The sequence below is a fragment of the bacterium genome (assembly GCA_035380285.1).
Classification (GTDB): domain Bacteria; phylum Auribacterota; class Erginobacteria; order Erginobacterales; family DAOSXE01; genus DAOSXE01.
In genome coordinates this window covers 1-16,227 of record DAOSXE010000017.1, presented here as the reverse complement: position 1 = coordinate 16,227, position 16,227 = coordinate 1, and the positions used below count along the sequence as shown (strand labels likewise).

The following is a 16,227-nucleotide window of genomic DNA, read 5'->3' as shown; positions in this document are numbered from 1 at the left end:
ACGAGAAAGGAACTGAACCAACCATGCGCTCGGTCTGTATACACGGCCATTTTTATCAACCGCCCCGGGAGAACCCCTGGCTGGAAGAAGTGGAGCGGCAGGATTCGGCCTATCCCTTCCATGACTGGAACGAACGGATCGCCTACGAGTGTTACGCTCCCAACACCGCTTCCCGGATATTGGGCCGGGATTGGAAGATCATCAACATCATCAACAACTATTCCCTGATGAGCTTCAATTTCGGTCCCACGCTGCTTTCGTGGATGCAGAGAAAAGCCCCGGAAACGTACCGGGCGATCCTGGAAGCGGACCGCTCCGGGAGAGAGCGTTTTTCCGGCCACGGGACCGCCCTGGCCCAGGTCTACAACCACATGATCATGCCCCTGGCTTCGAGCCGGGACAAGCGGACCCAGGCGATCTGGGGAATCAGGGATTTCGAACACCGCTTCGGCCGTCGCCCCGAAGGCATGTGGCTGGCCGAGACCGCGGTCGACCTGGAGACGTTGGAGATCATGGCCTCCTGCGGGATCGATTTCACCATCCTCGCCCCCAACCAGGCTCGCCGGGTCCGCCGCCTGGGGGAACAGGAATGGCGGGACGTTTCCGGAGGGAGGATCGATCCCAAAAGGCCCTATCTCTGCCGTTTGCCCTCGGGGAGCAGCATCAACCTTTTTTTCTACGACGGCCCCATCTCCCGGGACATTGCCTTCGGGGACCTGCTCGACAACGGGCAGGGGTTCGCCGGGCGCCTGCTCGGCGCTTTCACCGGAAACGGCGACGAAGACCAGCTGGTCCATATCGCCACCGACGGGGAAAGTTACGGCCACCACCGCCGGTTCGGGGACATGGCCCTGGCGTACTGTCTGCAGGCGTTGGAATCGAACGGGTCGGCGCAGCTGACCATCTACGGGGAATACCTGGAGAAGCACCCCTCTTCCTGGGAAGTCGAAATCTTCGAAAACTCTTCCTGGAGCTGCGTGCACGGGATCGAGCGCTGGCGAAGCGACTGCGGATGCAACAGCGGGGGCCACCCCGGCTGGAACCAGCGCTGGCGCCGGCCCCTGCGGGAAGCGATGGATTGGCTCCGCGACCGCCTGGCCGAACTGTACGAAAAAGAGGGGGCCGTCCATTTCCGCGATCCCTGGCGTGCGCGCGACGATTATATTCGGGTCATCCTCAACCGCTCCGACCGGTCCCTGGAATCCTTTTTTTCCACCCACGGCCGGGAGGGGTGGCACAGAGAAAAAGGCCGCGCCGCCCTCAAGCTCCTGGAGATGGAGCGCAACGCCATGCTCATGTTCACCAGCTGCGGATGGTTTTTCGACGAAATCTCCGGCCTGGAAACGGTCCAGATCATCCAGTACGCGGCCCGGGCGATTCAGTTGGCCCGGGACGCCGCCGGCGTCGATCTCGAAGCCGAGTACCGAGAACGCCTGGCCCGGGCCTCCAGCAATATCCCGGGGTACAAGGACGGGGCGTGGATCTACGACAATTTCGTCAAACCCGCCGTCGTCGACCTCCACCGGGTCGGGGCGCATTACGCGGTGACGTCGCTCTTCGAGGAATATCCCGAAAAAAAGCGCATCTACGAATATCAGATCAAATCCGAACAGTACGACCGTCGGGAAGCGGGCAAGCAGAAGTGCGCGGTGGGACGGATTCTGGTGACTTCCCTGGTGACCCGGGAAGCGGTTTTACTCGACTTCGCCTCGCTGTATCTGGGCAACCACAATCTGGTGGCCGCGGTCCGCAACCACGACGGCGCCGAAGAGTCGTCCCTGGCCGGAATCATGGAGGCGTTCCAGGGGAACAATATCCCCGAAGTCATCCGGGAGATCGACCGCCATTTCGAAAAGCACAACTACACGCTCTGGCACCTGTTCCGCGACGAACAGCGGCAGGTCCTCGATCACGTCATCCACGGAACCAGAGAGGAGCTGGAAGCCTCCTTCCGCCATCTGTACCGACACCATTACCCCGTGATCCAGGTTTTGAAGAAAGCCGAAGTCCCTCTTCCCCGGGAGATGGCGGCGCTGGAGGAGTTCGTCCTCAACGCGGATTTCCGGGCTTCGCTGGAAACCGCCAGGATCAACACCAGAAAACTTCAAAGTCTTGTGGACGAACTGAAAGGGCGACCCCAGCAGATCGACCGGCAGCTGGTGGAATTCGTCGTCCGCAGCCGGGTGGAAAGGATGATGGAGGAAATCATCGCCGCTCCCGACGACCTCTCCGGGATCAGGCGACTGAGCCGGGTCCTGAAGACGATCGAGCAACTGCCGGTGCGGTTCGACTTCTGGAAGGCCCAGAACCTTTTTTTCCAACTGGCGCAGGGTCAGGTCCAGGGGCGCCGGGCGCGCGCCAAGGGCGGGGACGAAGAAGCCGTTCGTTGGCTGCGGACGTTCGCCAGACTGGGCGAACAGCTCCGCGTCGGGTTGCCGGGGGAGGCATGAAAACCGCCGTGACGACCGGGCGCCGGGCCGGAATTCTTCTGCACATCACCTCCCTCCCTTCGGATTTCGGCATCGGAGATCTGGGCCCGGCGGCGCGGGAATTCGCGGATTTCCTGGCCGCCTCGGGACAGGTCCTGTGGCAGATACTCCCCCTCTCTCCCACCTCCCCGGCCCACGGCAATTCCCCCTACAGCAGTTCTTCGGCGTACGCCGGCAACCCGCTTCTGATCAGTCCCGAACGAATGGCGGACGACGGCCTGCTCTCGCCGCGCGAGGCGCGAGCGGCCCGGCGCCCCTTTCGGGTTCGGGTCGACTACGAGGAAGTCGGAGCTTTCCGCCGCGAGCTCCTCTCCCGGGCCGCCTCCCGGATCGCCGCCGTCGGCCTGGAGAAGGAGTTGACGCGATTTCAAAGCCGGTCCCCCTGGTTGCCCGATTACGCGCTTTTCCGCGCGATCGGAGATCGGCGTCGGGGACAGCCCTGGTGGCGCTGGCCGCGCCCACTGCGGGAACGGGACCCGGCCGCGTTGGAGCGGGCCCGCCGGGATCTGGCTTCCGAAATCGATCTGATCGCGGCCGTTCAGTTTCTCTTCCACCGGCAGTGGAAGGCGTTTCATGAGGATTGCGCGAAAAGGGGAATAAGCCTGATCGGAGACATCCCCATCTACGTGGACCGCAACAGCGCCGATGTCTGGAGCCGCCGCGATATCTTCCAGTTCGGGGACGGTTCCCGGCCGCGGGCGGTTTCGGGCGTTCCCCCCGATTATTTCACGCGCAACGGGCAGCTCTGGGGCAATCCCCTCTACGATTGGCCGGCGCTGGCGCGGGACAACTATTCCTGGTGGGTGGAACGGATGCGGCACGTTTTCACCCTGTTCGACTACGTGCGTCTGGATCACTTCCGGGGTTTCGAAGCTTACTGGGCGGTGCCGGCGGGAGCCCGCACCGCCCGCGGAGGCCGGTGGGAGAAAGGCCCGGGTTTCGATCTTTTCCGGGCGTTGAAGGCCGAACTGGGACATCTTCCGGTCATCGCCGAAGACCTGGGGGAAATCACCCCCCCCGTCCGGACTTTGATGAAACGGTGCGGATTTCCGGGAATGAAAGTCATTCAGTTCGCGTTCGAAACCGACCTGCCCGGCAACGAGCATGCCCCCCACAACTACCGACCGGATTGCGTGGTCTACACCGGAACTCACGACAACAACACCGCGAGAGGGTGGTACGAGCATGAAACCTCCACCGCCAAACGCCGTCGGATCCGTCTCTATCTGGGCCCCGCGACGGACAAGGAATCCATTGCCCGGGAAATGGTGCGCCTTGCTTACGGGTCGGTCGCCGATCTGGCGATCGTCCCTTTCCAGGATATTCTGGGGCTGGGGGCGGCTTCCCGGATGAATACCCCGGGATCGGCCCGGGGAAACTGGGAGTGGCGTTTCCGCCCGTCGCGACTCAACGCCGCCCTCGCCGCGGAACTCTCGGAATGGACCTGGGCTTTCGGGAGAAGGGGAACGGGGACGGGGCATGCCTGACAGCCCCCTCGAATTCGGGTATCTCTTCACCGATATGTACCAGTTCACCATGGCCCATTGCTACTATCGCCTGGGCCTGCACGAGCGGCCGGCGCGGTTCGATCATTTTTTCCGGAGCTACCCGGATTACGGAACCCACCAGGCCGGTTACTGCGTCTGCGCCGGTCTGGAATGGTTCCTGGATTGGCTGGCGAACGCGCGCCTGGGAACGGCCGGCCGGGACTACCTGGCCGGCCAACGCAGCCGGACCGGGGCCCCGCTGTTCGGGTCCGACTTTCTGAAGTGGCTGCGGGAGCACGGCGACTTTTCCCCTCTGAGCGTGGAGGCGGTGCCCGAAGGGCGGGTGGTTCACCCGGGCGTTCCCCTGACCGTGGTCCGGGGCCCGATCGCTCTCGCCCAGCTGGCGGAGACCCCGCTCCTGAATCAGATCAACTACCAGACCCTGGTGGCGACCAAGGCTTCCCGGCTCTGCGAAAGCGCCCGGGGTGGGCTCCTGCTCGAGTTCGGACTTCGCCGCGCTCAAGAGCGGGGCGGCAACGCCGGCGCCCGCGCCGCCCTGATCGGAGGGGCCGACTACAGCTCCAACGTCGCGCTCTCCAGCCGGCTCGGGCTTCCCGCCAAGGGAACGCACGGCCACAGCCTGGTGCAGCTCTTTCTGGCGCTGGGGCACAGCGAACTGGACGCTTTCCGGGCGTATGCCGAAATTTACCCGGACGACTGCATTCTCCTGGTCGACACCATCGATACCCTGGGCAGCGGGATCCCCAACGCCATCCGGGTTTTCGAGGAACTGAAACGAGGCGGCCACCGGCCGGTGGGGATTCGTCTGGACTCGGGGGACCTGGCCCACCTCAGCATCCAGGCCGCCCGTCTTTTGGACGCGGCCGGCTTCGAGGACGCGGTCATCGTCCTTTCCAACAACCTGGACGAACTGGTGATCTGGCAGATCGTCACCCAGGTATCGCAGGAAGCTCCCCGCTACGGCGTCGATCCCGACCGCCTCATCCGCCGGCTGGCGTACGGCGTGGGGACGAGGCTGATCAGTTCCTGGGGCGCCCCGGCCCTGGGAGGAGTGTATAAGCTGGTGGCGGTGGAGGAGGGAGGGGCGTGGGAACCCGCGATCAAGGCGTCCGAAACCCCGGCCAAGACGCCCAACCCCGGGATGAAAGTCGCCTGGAGGATCTACGATCTACGGGGAAAAGCGTCGGCCGACGTCCTCGGTCTGGAAGGCGAGGACCCGGGCGCCCGCGACTCCCTGGTGCTTCACCATCCGCTGGAGCCGGGGCGCCGGCGAACGGTTTCCTCCCAGCAGATATCGTTCGTGGAGAAGCTCCTGGAGGCGGTGTGGGAGGGGGGAAAACTGCTTCGCCCCCATCCGCCGCTCGACGAAATCAGGGCGACCCGGCTTCGCGACGTCGAGCGGCTCGATCCCGGGGTCCGGCGCCTGGTCAACCCCCACATCTACCATGTCTCCCTGACCACGAAGCTGTGGGAGATGAAACAGGAACTTCTGGCCAGAATCGGACCCGAAGCTTATGATGGCAAGCGCAGGGGAGGGGAGCGATGAAGGAAGGAGGAGAGGTATGAAGAACATCATCCGCCACGTGTTGGCCATGGCGGCGGCGGGAATCTGCGTATCCTGCGGGGGAGACGGCGAAGAACCGGCTCCCGCGTCCGCCGCGGCTCCCGCTTTCGCTCCGCCGTCGCCGGCGCCCGCTGCCGAAGCGCCTCCCATGAACTTCGAGGTGGGGGGCAGATGGGGTTATAGGGCCCCGGACGGCCGGATCGTGGTTCCTCCCGATTATGATCGGGGCGAAGGGTTTTTCGAAGGACTGGCCGCCGTACAGCGCGACGGCAAGTGGGGTTTCATCGACACCGCCGGGAAGGTGGTCATCCCGCTCCGCTACGAATGGGCGGTGTACTTCAGCGAGGGACTGGCCCCGGTCAAGATGCAGGGGAAGTGGGGATACATCGACCGCTCGGGAGAGATGGTCATCTCCCCCCGGTTCCAACTGGCCAACGACTTTACCGGCGGCCGGGCGGAAGTGGAGCTGAACGGTCGCCGATTTCACATCGACCGCTTCGGCAACCCCGTCGACTGACCGTTCCCGGTCCGGCCGGAGGCGATCAGGAGAACCGGACGGCGACCCACCCCGAGTCGGGGTCGTTCCCGGGAGCGGAGAGACCGCCCAGCACTTTCCATTCGTGGGTGGCGTTGATCCCGGCGTAAGAGGGCTGGGATTGGGGGGGCAGGGTGACTTCCGTTTCCCAATCATAGCCGCCGCGGGCGACCAGCTTCTGCGCCCCGGCCAGGGAAAGCTGGGTCTGGAAGGTATATTCGGAAGCTTCCACGTCCCTGCGGACGGCGGGGGTGCTCTCGCCGGCCGGAGCGACTTCGACGTCCTTGATCGTGACCCGTTCGATTCCGGCCACCTTCAAGTAAACGCCGGCGATCTCCAAATCGGTTTCGCCCACCACCGCTTTGACCTTGACTTTGAAGGGGGCGCCGAAGACGGCTTCCTCCACCTCGACCTTCACCGTGGCACCGCCGCCGGTCACCATGTTCTTGAGCTTATTGAAGAAACCCATACTCTCCTCCCCGGTTCGGGTTCGGTCTGTGCGGTATGGTAGCCGAATTTGCCCGGAAAGAGAAAGGAAAACGGGGTCGCGCACACGGATTCGGACGGGGAATCCGGGAAAACCGGTTGACACCGGCCGGGGGTGCATCGATACTTGATAATAATTTCCTTAAACGATCCATCAGAGGGGAGGATTCCATGAAAAAAGCGCCGGTTGTGTTTCTGGCCGTGGCGGCCCTGATCCTGTCCGTTTCGGCGGAAGCGGGCGTGAAGGTCCTGGTCCCCGCCGGCAGTCCGGACGTTCCCGGGACGCTGGTGGCGCGGCGGGGAAGCTACGACGTCTACGAACTCCCGGGAAAAGACGCGGCGGCCGTCCGGGGGATCGACGGTTTCCGGGCCCGCCCCGATTTCGACACGATCTGTCTCAACCGCGAGAAGATCGACACTTCGGCGCCCGTCCCCGCGCCGGCGCGGCTGGCCGGGAACGGGAGCGGCGAAGGGTTGATGTTGGTCCAGTTCTCGGCGCCCCCCGTCGATGCCGACCTCGAAGTCCTCACCGCCGCCGGCGCCGAAATCGTTCAGTACGTTCCCCAGAACGCCTACATACTCTGGATCCCCGAGGGCAAGGGGAAGGCGGTGGCGGCCGCGTCCGGCGCGCCGGCCGTCCAATATTTCGGGGAATACCACCCTTACTATGCGCTCTCCCCGCGGCTGGACGGGGCCGACGGAGAAACCGCGGTCACGGTGCAGTTCTACAACTACGGCAAGAGAGCCTTGGCGGCCGCCCGCGGCGTCGCCGCCGGCTCCTCTCGGGTGCTGATGCCTCCCACCGAAGCCGTGGGAGGGCGCTACCTCAACGTCCGGGTCCGGATCTCCGCCGCGGCCGCCGCGGCGATCGCCTCCGTCCCCGGCGTGGTCACGGTCGAGCCTTACGTCGAACCGAAACCCTGCGGGGAACGGCAGGACATGGTGATCTCGGGCAACCTCGACGGGGGCGGCAGCGGGCCTTCCGGCCCCGGGTACCTGGCCTGGCTCTCCTCCCTTAATTTTCCCACCGATCCCGCCGAATATCCGATCGTCGACATCGTCGACGACGGCTTCGACACCGGCAACGCCGCCAGCCCGGGGAACTCCGAGTTTCGGGAGCTGAACAACGCCGGGCTGCCTTCCCGCTGTCAATACGCGGTCATCGCCTCCGGGGCCTCGGGGATTTCGTCGCCCGACGGGGTCGCCGGCCACGGCAACATCAACTGCTCGATCGTGGGAGGATACAACGACGGTTCCGGGAGCCCGGCCAACGTCGATTCCCAGGGTTTCCACTGGGGGTTGGGGGTATCGCCCTACGGGCGGATCGCCTCGACCAAGATTTTCGCCGACAGCGGCGCCTGGAGCTACCCCGATGAAGACCAGATGGTGAGCGACCAGTACGCCGCCGGGGTCCGGGCCACCAGCAACTCCTGGGGAGCCTCGGTCGGCGGCGCCTACGACGTCGATTCCCAGGCCTACGATTCCCGGACCCGCGACGCCCAGTCGGGAACGGTGGGGAACCAGGAGATGCTCTTCGTCTTCGCCGCCGGCAACGACGGCGATTCCTCGGAATCGGTGGGCTCGCCGGGAACGGCCAAGAACGTCATCACCGTCGGAGCCAGCGAGAACGAGGATACGGCCCTCAACTACACCGACGGCTGCGGGGTGGCGCCGGCCGACGCCGACGACATCCGGGATATCGTCTGGTTCTCCAGCCGCGGGCCCTGCAGCGACGACCGGGTGAAGCCCGAGATCGTCGCCCCGGGCACCCACATCCACGGGGCCGCTTCCTACGACGCTTCCTACGACGGCACCGGCGTCTGCGATCAGTACAACCCTTCGGGGCAGACCAAGTACGCCGAAAGTTCCGGCACCAGCCATTCCACCCCCGCCATTTCGGGGTGCGTCTCCCTCCTCGCCAACTGGCTGGACCGGGTCCAGGGCATATCCGACCCCAGCCCGGCGCTGCGCAAGGCCTGCATCATCAACTGCGCCATGTTCATGACCGGCGTGGACGCCAACGACGACCTCCCCAGCAACTCCCAGGGGTACGGACTGGTCGACCTGGGCACCGCCTTCGACGAGTCGGTGAACCGCTATTTCTTCGACCAGGAAGAAGTCTTCACCGAATCCGGCCAGAGCTGGGAACAGGCCGGCTGCCCGATCACTTCCTCGGCCCAGCCGGTCAGGGTTACCCTGACCTGGACCGACGCGCCCGGCGCCACCAGCGGCAACGCCTACGTCAACGATCTCGATCTCGAGGTCGAGGTCGACGGGACCGTCTACCGCGGCAACAACTTCACCAAGGGTGAAAGCCAGCCCGGCGGAACCCCCGACGTCAGGAACAACTACGAATGCGTGTTCCTCCCCGCCGGGACTTCGGGGGAAGTGACGATCCGGGTCAACGCCACCACCATCGCCGGTGACGGCGTTCCCGGCAACGGCGACGCCACCGACCAGGATTTCGCCGTCGCCGCCTACAACCTGACCGATTGGCAGCCGGACGATATTTTTTACGAAGGTTTCGACGATTTTCAGAACGGGGTTCGGCCCTCGGGCTGGACGTTCGTGGGCTGCGATCAGAACACCGACACCTACACCGCGCCGTCCAGCTATTACGGACGCTGGTACCCCTCGCTCAAACTCAACGCCAGCGGCAACCAAGTGGTGACCGCGACCTTCTCCAATCCCCGCGATCTTTCCTTCTGGATGCGGGGGGTGGAGGGCAACCCTTCGGGGACCGTGCTGGTCGAGGAGTTCTACGGCGGGAGCTGGAGTTCGCTGGCGGACCTGGCGGTAACCGATACCGGAACCGTGGCCGGTCCCTACCCGCTGAACGGCACCGCCACCCAGGTGCGTTTTACCTACGCCAAGGCCGGATCGGAACTGGCCTTCGACGACGTTCGGGTCCGCGAAGGGACCACCCCCACTCCGACGGCATCCCCGAGCGCGCCCCCGACCTCCACCCCGACCGCGACTCCGTACGGGTACAAGACCCCGACGCCGACCCCCTCCGTCACCCCTTCCTTCACCCCCACGCCCACCCCCACGCCCACGCCCGCGGGGCTGCGGATACTCCTCAGCGAGGACTTCGAAGGCGCCTGGCCCGGCTGGACCGAGGACCCGGTGGTCGGAGACGAACCCTGGTGGCAGGCCGCCGGCGCCGGCGATCCCAGCGGGATTCCCCCCGCCGCCTACGAGGGGTCCTATAACGCTCTCTTCTTTTACGACGACTATGCCAACAAGCAGACGCGCCTGGTCAGCCCCCAGATCGTTTTCACCCCGGGGATGACCGACGCCACCCTGACCTTCTGGCACGCTCAGGGCGACTGGGATGGTGATTACGACACCATGAAGGTCTACTACCGGGCCTCGGCCGGCGGTTCCTGGCAGGAACTGGCTTCCTACCCCAGCCCGGTCGACTCCTGGACCAAGCGGACCCTCTCCCTCCCCGCCGCCAGCTCCGACTACTACATCTGCTTCCTCCCCAGCACCGCCTACGGATGGGGGGTCTGCGTGGACATGGTCGAAGTGACGGCGGTGGAGCTCTTCACCCCGTCCCCCACGCCCGAAGGGTACAAGACCCCGACCCCGCCCCCGACCGGGACGCCCACGCCCCCCGAGCATCTCATCATCCAGGAAGGGTTCGACGGGTTCGACTTCGGAACCCGCCCGTCCGGATGGGTGTTCGACGGGTGCAACCTCAACAGCGACGTAGGGACCCTCATCGGCTACTTCGGCCTGGAATCCCCCTCCGTCAAACTCGACGCCAACGGCGACGCCGTCACCACCCGGACCTTCTCGGTGCCTTCACCCGAGCACGTCAGCTTCTGGCTGCGGGGAGAGGGCGTCGACGCTTCCTCGGCGCTGCTGGTCGAGGAGTACTACGCCGGCGGCTGGCGGGAGATCGCCCGGGTCGAGGAGATCGGCCCGGTCGGCTTCATCCGCGGGCCGTACGGGTTCGCTTCCTCGGCGTCGCGGCTCAAGTTCCGTTTCCTGCTGGGCGAGACCGGGACCCTCTACTTCGACGACGTCCGGGTGACAGGTCCGATCACTCCCACACCCCCGCCCACGCCCATCCCCACGCCTACCGCGCCCCCGACCCCGATACCCACCCCCTCCGTGACGCCGAAGCCGCCGGCCGCGGGCGCGGTCGTCGGCGATTACAACGGGGACGGCACATCCGACATCGCCGTGTTCCGTCCCACCAACGGGTTGTGGGCGATCCGGACCGTCACCAGGGCTTATTACGGGTTCTCCACCGATACCCCGGTGCCCCGGGATTACGACGGCAACGGGGCCTGGGACCTGGCCGTTTTCCGGCCCGCCAACGGCAAGTGGCTGGTTCGAAACGGATTGACCGCCTATTTCGGAGTATCCACGGATACGCCGGTCCCGGCCGACTACGACGGGGACGGGACCTCCGACGTCGCCATATTCCGGCCGGCGGCCGGGAAATGGATGGTGAAGGACGGTCTGACGGCGTATTACGGCGGGAGTTCCGACGTCGTCGTCCCCGGCGACTACGACGGGGACGGGACCACCGATGTCGCCGTCTACCGGCCCAGCCAGGGCAAGTGGCTGATCCGGGACGGGATAACCGCTTACTTCGGTCTGGTGACGGACGAAACCGTTCCCGCCGACTACGACGGCGACGGGGCCGAAGACATAGCCATCTGGCGGCCTTCGCTGGGCAAGTGGATGGTGCGCGGCGGTTTGACCGCTTTCTACGGAGTTTCGACCGACGTCCCGGTCCCGGCCGACTACGACGGCGACGGGACCATGGACGTGGCCGTCTTCCGGGCGGCGAACGGCAAATGGCTGATCAAGGACGGAGCGGCCGTCTACTTCGGAAGTTCGAACGACGAGCAAATGACCAACCCTTGATCGGGGCGGGGCCTCCGTGCCCCGGGAAAAGAAAACGCCCGGCAGGCGCGAGCCTGCCGGGCGTTTTTGCGGTAAAAGGGACGAAGCCGCTTAGACGATGGCGTCCTGGGCTTTCTTGGAGACCTTGAACTTGACCACGGTCTTGGCCGCGATCTTGATCTGCTGCCCGGTGGCGGGGTTGATGCCTTTGCGGGCCTTGCGGCGGGCCTTGACGAATTTGCCCAAACCGGGAAGGGTGATCCCTTCCTTGGCCTTGGCGCCCTTATAGACCATATCCACCAGGGAATCGTAAGCGGTGCCGGCCTGTTTCTTGCTGATCCCGGCGGCGGCGGCGATGCCGTCGATGATGTCCTTCTTGGTCTTGACCTTAGCCATGGTGCAGCGACCTCCTCGTTGTGGGGTTGTCTTCCGGACTCCTGATCCGAAAGTATTTTCCAGTTTTTAAAACAAGGGCGCCGGTTTGTCCAGCAGAAATTTAGGAAAAGGGGTGCTGGAGCGCCCGCGGGGATGCCGGCATGTTTTCCCTTTCGTTCCCGGCGCGGTTGTAGTATACAAGTTTACCGTGTTCAGGCGCCCGTAGCTCAGTTGGATAGAGCGCATGCCTCCGGAGCATGAGGCCGCAGGTTCGAATCCTGCCGGGCGTAGGAACGGATGCCTCAAGCGTCCGACAACCCCGGGAAAGGGGCTGGATTGAGGGCCGACGACAGGAAAGACGGCGAGCTGCGGCCGGTCAAGATCATACCCGGTTTTGTGGAGATGCCCACCGGTTCGGCCTTGATCGAAATGGGGCAGACCAAGGTGGTCTGCACCGCCTCCGTTGAAGAGCGGGTGCCCCACTGGCTCTACCAGGAACAGCTGCACTCTTCCCGGAAACGGGGCTGGGTTACCGCCGAGTATTCGATCCTGCCGGGCGCCGGCCCCACCCGCACCAACCGCGAAGCCACCCTCGGCCGCAAGACCGGACGGACGCTGGAGATCCAGCGGCTGATCGGGCGCGCCCTGCGCTCGATCGTCGATCTCTCGCTGCTGGGGCAGCGGACCGTCTGGATCGATTGCGACGTGCTCCAGGCCGACGGCGGGACCAGGACCGCGGCCATCACCGGAGGCTATGTCGCCCTGGCGCTGGCCCTGCGGGAACTCAAGAAATCGGGCCAGGTCGCGGCCATTCCCCTGGCGTCGCCGGTGGCGGCGGTCAGCGTCGGGCTCTGGGAAGGGCGTTATCTGCTCGACCTGGATTACGAGGAAGACAGCCGCGTCGACGTGGATTTGAACGTGGTCATGAACGAAGCCGGCGAATTGATCGAAGTTCAGGGAACGGCCGAACACGACCCCTTCACGCCGGAAGATCTTGCCCGCATGGTCGCCCTGGCGGGCGACGGCATCGGCCGTCTTTTGGAAATTCAGAGAAGCGTGCTGGAATAATCGGAGGAAGGCAATGGATCTGACCGTCGCCAGTCGCAATACCGGAAAGATAACGGAACTGAAAAAGCTGCTGTCGGGGCTTCCGTTCCGGGTATTTTCCCTGGACGATTTCAAGAACGTCCCGGAAGTGGAGGAGGACGGGGAGACCTACGAGGAGAACGCGGCCAAGAAAGCCCTGGCGGTGGCGGCGGCTGCCGGGATGCCGGCCCTGGCCGACGATTCCGGCCTCGAGGTCGACGCGCTCCTGGGCAAGCCCGGAGTCCGCTCCGCCCGTTTCGGCGGAGAAGGGCTGTCCGACCACGAACGCTATATGAAGCTGCTCGGCCTCCTGGAAGAGACGGCGGACGAGGACCGGGGCGCCCAGTTCCGCTGCACGATCGCCATCGCCGTCCCCGGCAAGATCCTGAAAACGGTCCAGGGCGTCTGCCGCGGGACCATCATCCGAGAACCCCGCGGCGGCGGCGGATTCGGCTACGATCCGGTCTTCATCCCGGTCGGCTACAACCATACCTTCGCCGAACTTTCCCCCGAGATAAAAAACCGGATCAGCCACCGGGGCCGGGCTTTGGAGAAAGCCGCGCTTTTTCTCGAGGGCTATATCTACTCGGAAACGGGAGACTGACCCGGACGCCCCCCGTCTCGACGAGGAGAAGGCGGGCGTTTCGGGAAAAGGAGAAGCGATCATGAAGCGGATCATCGCGGCGGCGGCGCTGATGGCGGCCGGGGCGGCGTGGGGGCAGGAGGGAGGCGTTTCCGTGGAGAAGATCGGCAGCCCGGAGACGCGGCCGATAACGACTCCGGCCTCCCCCGCTCTGGGGAAAGGCGAGGTCGGCCCGCTGGCCGGGCTGCCCTACTTCGGGGCCACGCTCGGGTATTCGATCAAAGTCTTCTCGGGCGACCTCGACGAAGTCGACTGGGACAGCGCCCTTTCCCTCGGTATCAAGGGAGGAATTTTCGCCGCCGAATGGCTGGCCCTGGAAGTGACCGGCCTCTATTCCGGTCCCTACGTCTACGAATACAGCGTCTGGGACTCGGATTACCGGCACGTGCTCAACGCCTTCAGCCTGACCGCCAACGCCAAGCTCATGGTCCCGGCCGGCGACGGCTTCCGCCCCTACCTGCTGGTGGGGGGAGGCTACGGGTGGGTGCGCATCGACTACGATTGGCCGTCCTACTTCGACGAACCTTCTTCCTCCACGGACGACGGCGGGTTCGGCCGGGCGGGAATCGGCTTCGATTATTTCTCCACCGCCGGGATCGGCCTGGAATGCGAAGCCACCTATAACTGCGGGTTCGGGGATATCAGCGACTTCCGCTACGTGGCCCTGCAGGCCGGCATCGTCGTTCTGTTCGGGAGCAATTAGGTCCCTTCATAACCCCAGCAGCTTTTCGGCTTCCCGCAGGACTTCCACCGCAGTGGCGACGTCGCGGAAATAGCGCCGTTTCAAATCGCTCAATCCGGGGCGACCCCGCAGGTACCCGGAGAGGTGGGGAAGGAAGGCCCGGCAGGCGATGGCTTCGACCTGCTCGTTTCCGGGATATACGCGACCGATCCGGCGGCGGGTCCGGGCTATTTCTCCTTCCAGGTGGCGCGCCACTGTTTCCATAACGGCCGCGGCCGGCGGCGGGGTCCACGCGCCCCCGCTGCGGGCCGCCAGGGCTTCCTCGAAAATCCAGGGGTTCCCCAGGGCCGCGCGGCCGATCATGACGCCCGCGAGCCCCCCCCGGCTTATCAGCTCGGCGGCGGCGGAGCCGTCGCGGACGCCGCCGTTGGCGACAATGGGGACGGCGCAGGTTCGGCTCAGGCCGAACGCGGGGGCGTGGTCGGCAGGCCCGGCGTGGCGGGCGGTCGCGAATCTTCCGTGCAGAAACACCGCCGCGGCCCCCGCTTCGACCGCCGCCGCCGCCGCTTCGCCGGCCAGGGGCCGGCCGGGGACGAGGCCCAGCCTGATTTTAACCGTGACCGGGAGCGAAAAAGCCGCCGCCGCCCGGACGATGGCGGCCAGGCGGTCCGGCTCCTTCATCAGCGCCGCGCCGGCTCCCCGCCGCGTCACCTTGCGCACGGGGCAGCCGCAGTTGATGTCGAGGAAGGAAAAACGCCCCAGCGCCCTCAGTGCGTCGGCGGCGGCGGCGAACGCCTCGGGGTCGTGGCCGAAGAGGTGCGCGCCCAGCGGAGCTTCCCCGGGCAGGCTTTCCAGGTACGCCATGGTGGCGGGGGTCTTGCGGCGGATACCCTCGGCGCTGACCATTTCGGTCAAGGCCAGGCCGGCGCCGTGTTCCAGGCAAAGGAGCCGGAAAGGCGACGTGGTCAGTCCCGCCATCGGAGCCAGAACGAAAGGGCGCTCGGCGAGAACGGTTCGAATATCGGTCGGTTTCATCCGCGTTCAAAAGGTTGTGCCCGGAAAAGCGGGTTTGGAGGAAGGATATACGAGGTTGGGGCGGCATTCAATCCGCGTAATCCTAGTTTGACCATGAAGGACATGAGGGGAGGGGGGGAGGAGGGGGAGGAGGGTTCAGGGTTCAGGGTTCAGGGTTCGGGGTTCAGGCCCCCCGCCTAGTCCCCTCAATGAGTCCACAGACCTGCCTGCGGCAGGAAGGCCTGCAGTTTGACCATGAAGGACATGAAGCTCATGAAGGTGGGGAAGATGGCGAGATGGGGTCCTCTATGCTCCATGCCCTATGCTTTTCACAGGTGCAAAAATCTCCAGGGGCCGGGATCGGGGGCTACTGAATTCTGAGTTCTGTATTCTGAATGCTTTTCCTTTCAGAGTTAATCAGGTGCAAAAATTCCTCCCTCACTCATCTGTGGATTCACCGTGAAGTTCATGGCGGAGATATTACCCCGGGGTGCCCTGTGCGTGAAAATTTTATTCCTTACGGAGTCCCATTGATTAAGTGGGCGCTGTTGCAATATTTTGCCTATCAGTATTTAATCCTATAATTTCTTACAAGCCTTCTTGATCTAGAAATTTCGAAGTCATTGGTTATAAAATTACTGGACTAATATCCTGTAATGAGCAAACAGCCTTGCACTGTATTTATTTAAACTGCGCAATGTATCGACCCGAAACCGAAGAATGGCATTGACTTTACCGAGGAAAACTCATTAAGAATAACACGGCTTAGGAATGTATGCGAAACCCACAAGCTATGGGCGTCTGGGTGTTCACCCGTCTTCGTTTGAAGGCGGGTTTTTTTATCGGTTTCGGAGTCCTAAGGAGTGGGTCAGCGGAACCGAGGCGGCGTTTGCGGGACAAACCTGGGCGGCTTCGGTCACTTTTACCTACGGCACCAACGTCATCTCGGTCAGCGCGCGAGATCAAGCCGGCAACGTTT

At 64.5% G+C, this 16,227-nt stretch carries 12 protein-coding genes and 1 tRNA gene; 10 read left to right on the top strand and 3 right to left on the bottom strand.

The window, feature by feature from the left end; translation table 11 throughout:
• Positions 1–23 precede the first annotated feature (23 nt).
• The 4 genes from PLZ73_07810 to PLZ73_07795 are packed head-to-tail and all read left to right on the top strand — an operon-like array spanning position 24 to position 6,078.
• Entirely contained in the window at positions 24–2,450 is a 2,427-nt protein-coding gene (locus tag PLZ73_07810; GenBank protein HOO77777.1) for a DUF3536 domain-containing protein, read from the top strand.
• Complete coding sequence (malQ, locus tag PLZ73_07805) at positions 2,447–3,976, top strand: 4-alpha-glucanotransferase (protein HOO77776.1); 1,530 nt, start codon at positions 2,447–2,449, stop codon at positions 3,974–3,976. The genes PLZ73_07810 and malQ overlap by 4 nt, the downstream gene beginning before the upstream one ends.
• A complete protein-coding gene (locus PLZ73_07800; protein HOO77775.1) occupies positions 3,969–5,543 on the top strand; it encodes a nicotinate phosphoribosyltransferase in 1,575 nt (524 codons plus the stop codon). The genes malQ and PLZ73_07800 overlap by 8 nt, the downstream gene beginning before the upstream one ends.
• Positions 5,544–5,559: 16 nt before the next feature.
• Positions 5,560–6,078 carry a WG repeat-containing protein gene (locus PLZ73_07795; protein HOO77774.1) on the top strand — a complete coding sequence of 173 codons (519 nt, stop codon included), beginning with the start codon at positions 5,560–5,562 and terminating at the stop codon, positions 6,076–6,078.
• A gap of 25 nt (positions 6,079–6,103) precedes the next feature.
• Here the strand turns inward: PLZ73_07795 and PLZ73_07790 are convergent, their stop codons facing one another.
• Positions 6,104–6,565: a hypothetical protein gene (locus tag PLZ73_07790; protein ID HOO77773.1), complete on the bottom strand. Its 462-nt coding sequence runs from the start codon at positions 6,563–6,565 to the stop codon at positions 6,104–6,106.
• A 188-nt stretch (positions 6,566–6,753) separates the two neighbouring features.
• On the opposite strand from PLZ73_07790, the gene PLZ73_07785 reads away from it, so the two are divergent.
• Complete coding sequence (locus PLZ73_07785; protein HOO77772.1) at positions 6,754–11,469, top strand: S8 family serine peptidase; 4,716 nt, start codon at positions 6,754–6,756, stop codon at positions 11,467–11,469.
• A 90-nt stretch (positions 11,470–11,559) separates the two neighbouring features.
• Here PLZ73_07785 and PLZ73_07780 read toward each other — a convergent pair whose 3' ends face one another.
• Positions 11,560–11,844: an HU family DNA-binding protein gene (locus PLZ73_07780; protein HOO77771.1), complete on the bottom strand. Its 285-nt coding sequence runs from the start codon at positions 11,842–11,844 to the stop codon at positions 11,560–11,562.
• 195 nt (positions 11,845–12,039) lie between these two features.
• Between PLZ73_07780 and PLZ73_07775 the strand changes: the two genes are divergently transcribed.
• The 4 genes from PLZ73_07775 to PLZ73_07760 all read left to right on the top strand — a co-directional run bounded on the left by PLZ73_07775 (position 12,040) and on the right by PLZ73_07760 (position 14,255).
• Positions 12,040–12,113, top strand: a tRNA-Arg gene (locus PLZ73_07775).
• 46 nt (positions 12,114–12,159) lie between these two features.
• Positions 12,160–12,891, top strand: a complete 732-nt coding sequence (gene rph, locus PLZ73_07770) for a ribonuclease PH (protein ID HOO77770.1) — start codon at positions 12,160–12,162, stop codon at positions 12,889–12,891.
• A gap of 13 nt (positions 12,892–12,904) precedes the next feature.
• Positions 12,905–13,513, top strand: coding sequence for an XTP/dITP diphosphatase (locus PLZ73_07765; protein ID HOO77769.1), 609 nt, complete (start codon positions 12,905–12,907; stop codon positions 13,511–13,513).
• Positions 13,514–13,574: 61 nt separating this feature from the next.
• Positions 13,575–14,255 (top strand): porin family protein, encoded by a 681-nt coding sequence (locus PLZ73_07760; GenBank protein ID HOO77768.1) that lies wholly within the window; start codon positions 13,575–13,577, stop codon positions 14,253–14,255.
• Positions 14,256–14,261: 6 nt separating this feature from the next.
• Here the strand turns inward: PLZ73_07760 and PLZ73_07755 are convergent, their stop codons facing one another.
• Positions 14,262–15,269: a tRNA-dihydrouridine synthase gene (locus PLZ73_07755; protein ID HOO77767.1), complete on the bottom strand. Its 1,008-nt coding sequence runs from the start codon at positions 15,267–15,269 to the stop codon at positions 14,262–14,264.
• Positions 15,270–16,019: 750 nt separating this feature from the next.
• On the opposite strand from PLZ73_07755, the gene PLZ73_07750 reads away from it, so the two are divergent.
• Positions 16,020–16,227 (top strand): hypothetical protein (locus PLZ73_07750; GenBank protein ID HOO77766.1); only part of this gene is annotated, 208 nt, incomplete at its 3' end.

Coding starts and splice junctions, on each gene's coding strand:
- PLZ73_07810 (HOO77777.1), top strand. CDS start 24: ATGCGCTCGGTCTGTATACACGGCCATTTTTATCAACCGCCCCGGGAG.
- malQ (HOO77776.1), top strand. CDS start 2,447: ATGAAAACCGCCGTGACGACCGGGCGCCGGGCCGGAATTCTTCTGCAC.
- PLZ73_07800 (HOO77775.1), top strand. CDS start 3,969: ATGCCTGACAGCCCCCTCGAATTCGGGTATCTCTTCACCGATATGTAC.
- PLZ73_07795 (HOO77774.1), top strand. CDS start 5,560: ATGAAGAACATCATCCGCCACGTGTTGGCCATGGCGGCGGCGGGAATC.
- PLZ73_07790 (HOO77773.1), bottom strand. CDS start 6,565: ATGGGTTTCTTCAATAAGCTCAAGAACATGGTGACCGGCGGCGGTGCC.
- PLZ73_07785 (HOO77772.1), top strand. CDS start 6,754: ATGAAAAAAGCGCCGGTTGTGTTTCTGGCCGTGGCGGCCCTGATCCTG.
- PLZ73_07780 (HOO77771.1), bottom strand. CDS start 11,844: ATGGCTAAGGTCAAGACCAAGAAGGACATCATCGACGGCATCGCCGCC.
- PLZ73_07765 (HOO77769.1), top strand. CDS start 12,905: ATGGATCTGACCGTCGCCAGTCGCAATACCGGAAAGATAACGGAACTG.
- PLZ73_07760 (HOO77768.1), top strand. CDS start 13,575: ATGAAGCGGATCATCGCGGCGGCGGCGCTGATGGCGGCCGGGGCGGCG.
- PLZ73_07755 (HOO77767.1), bottom strand. CDS start 15,269: ATGAAACCGACCGATATTCGAACCGTTCTCGCCGAGCGCCCTTTCGTT.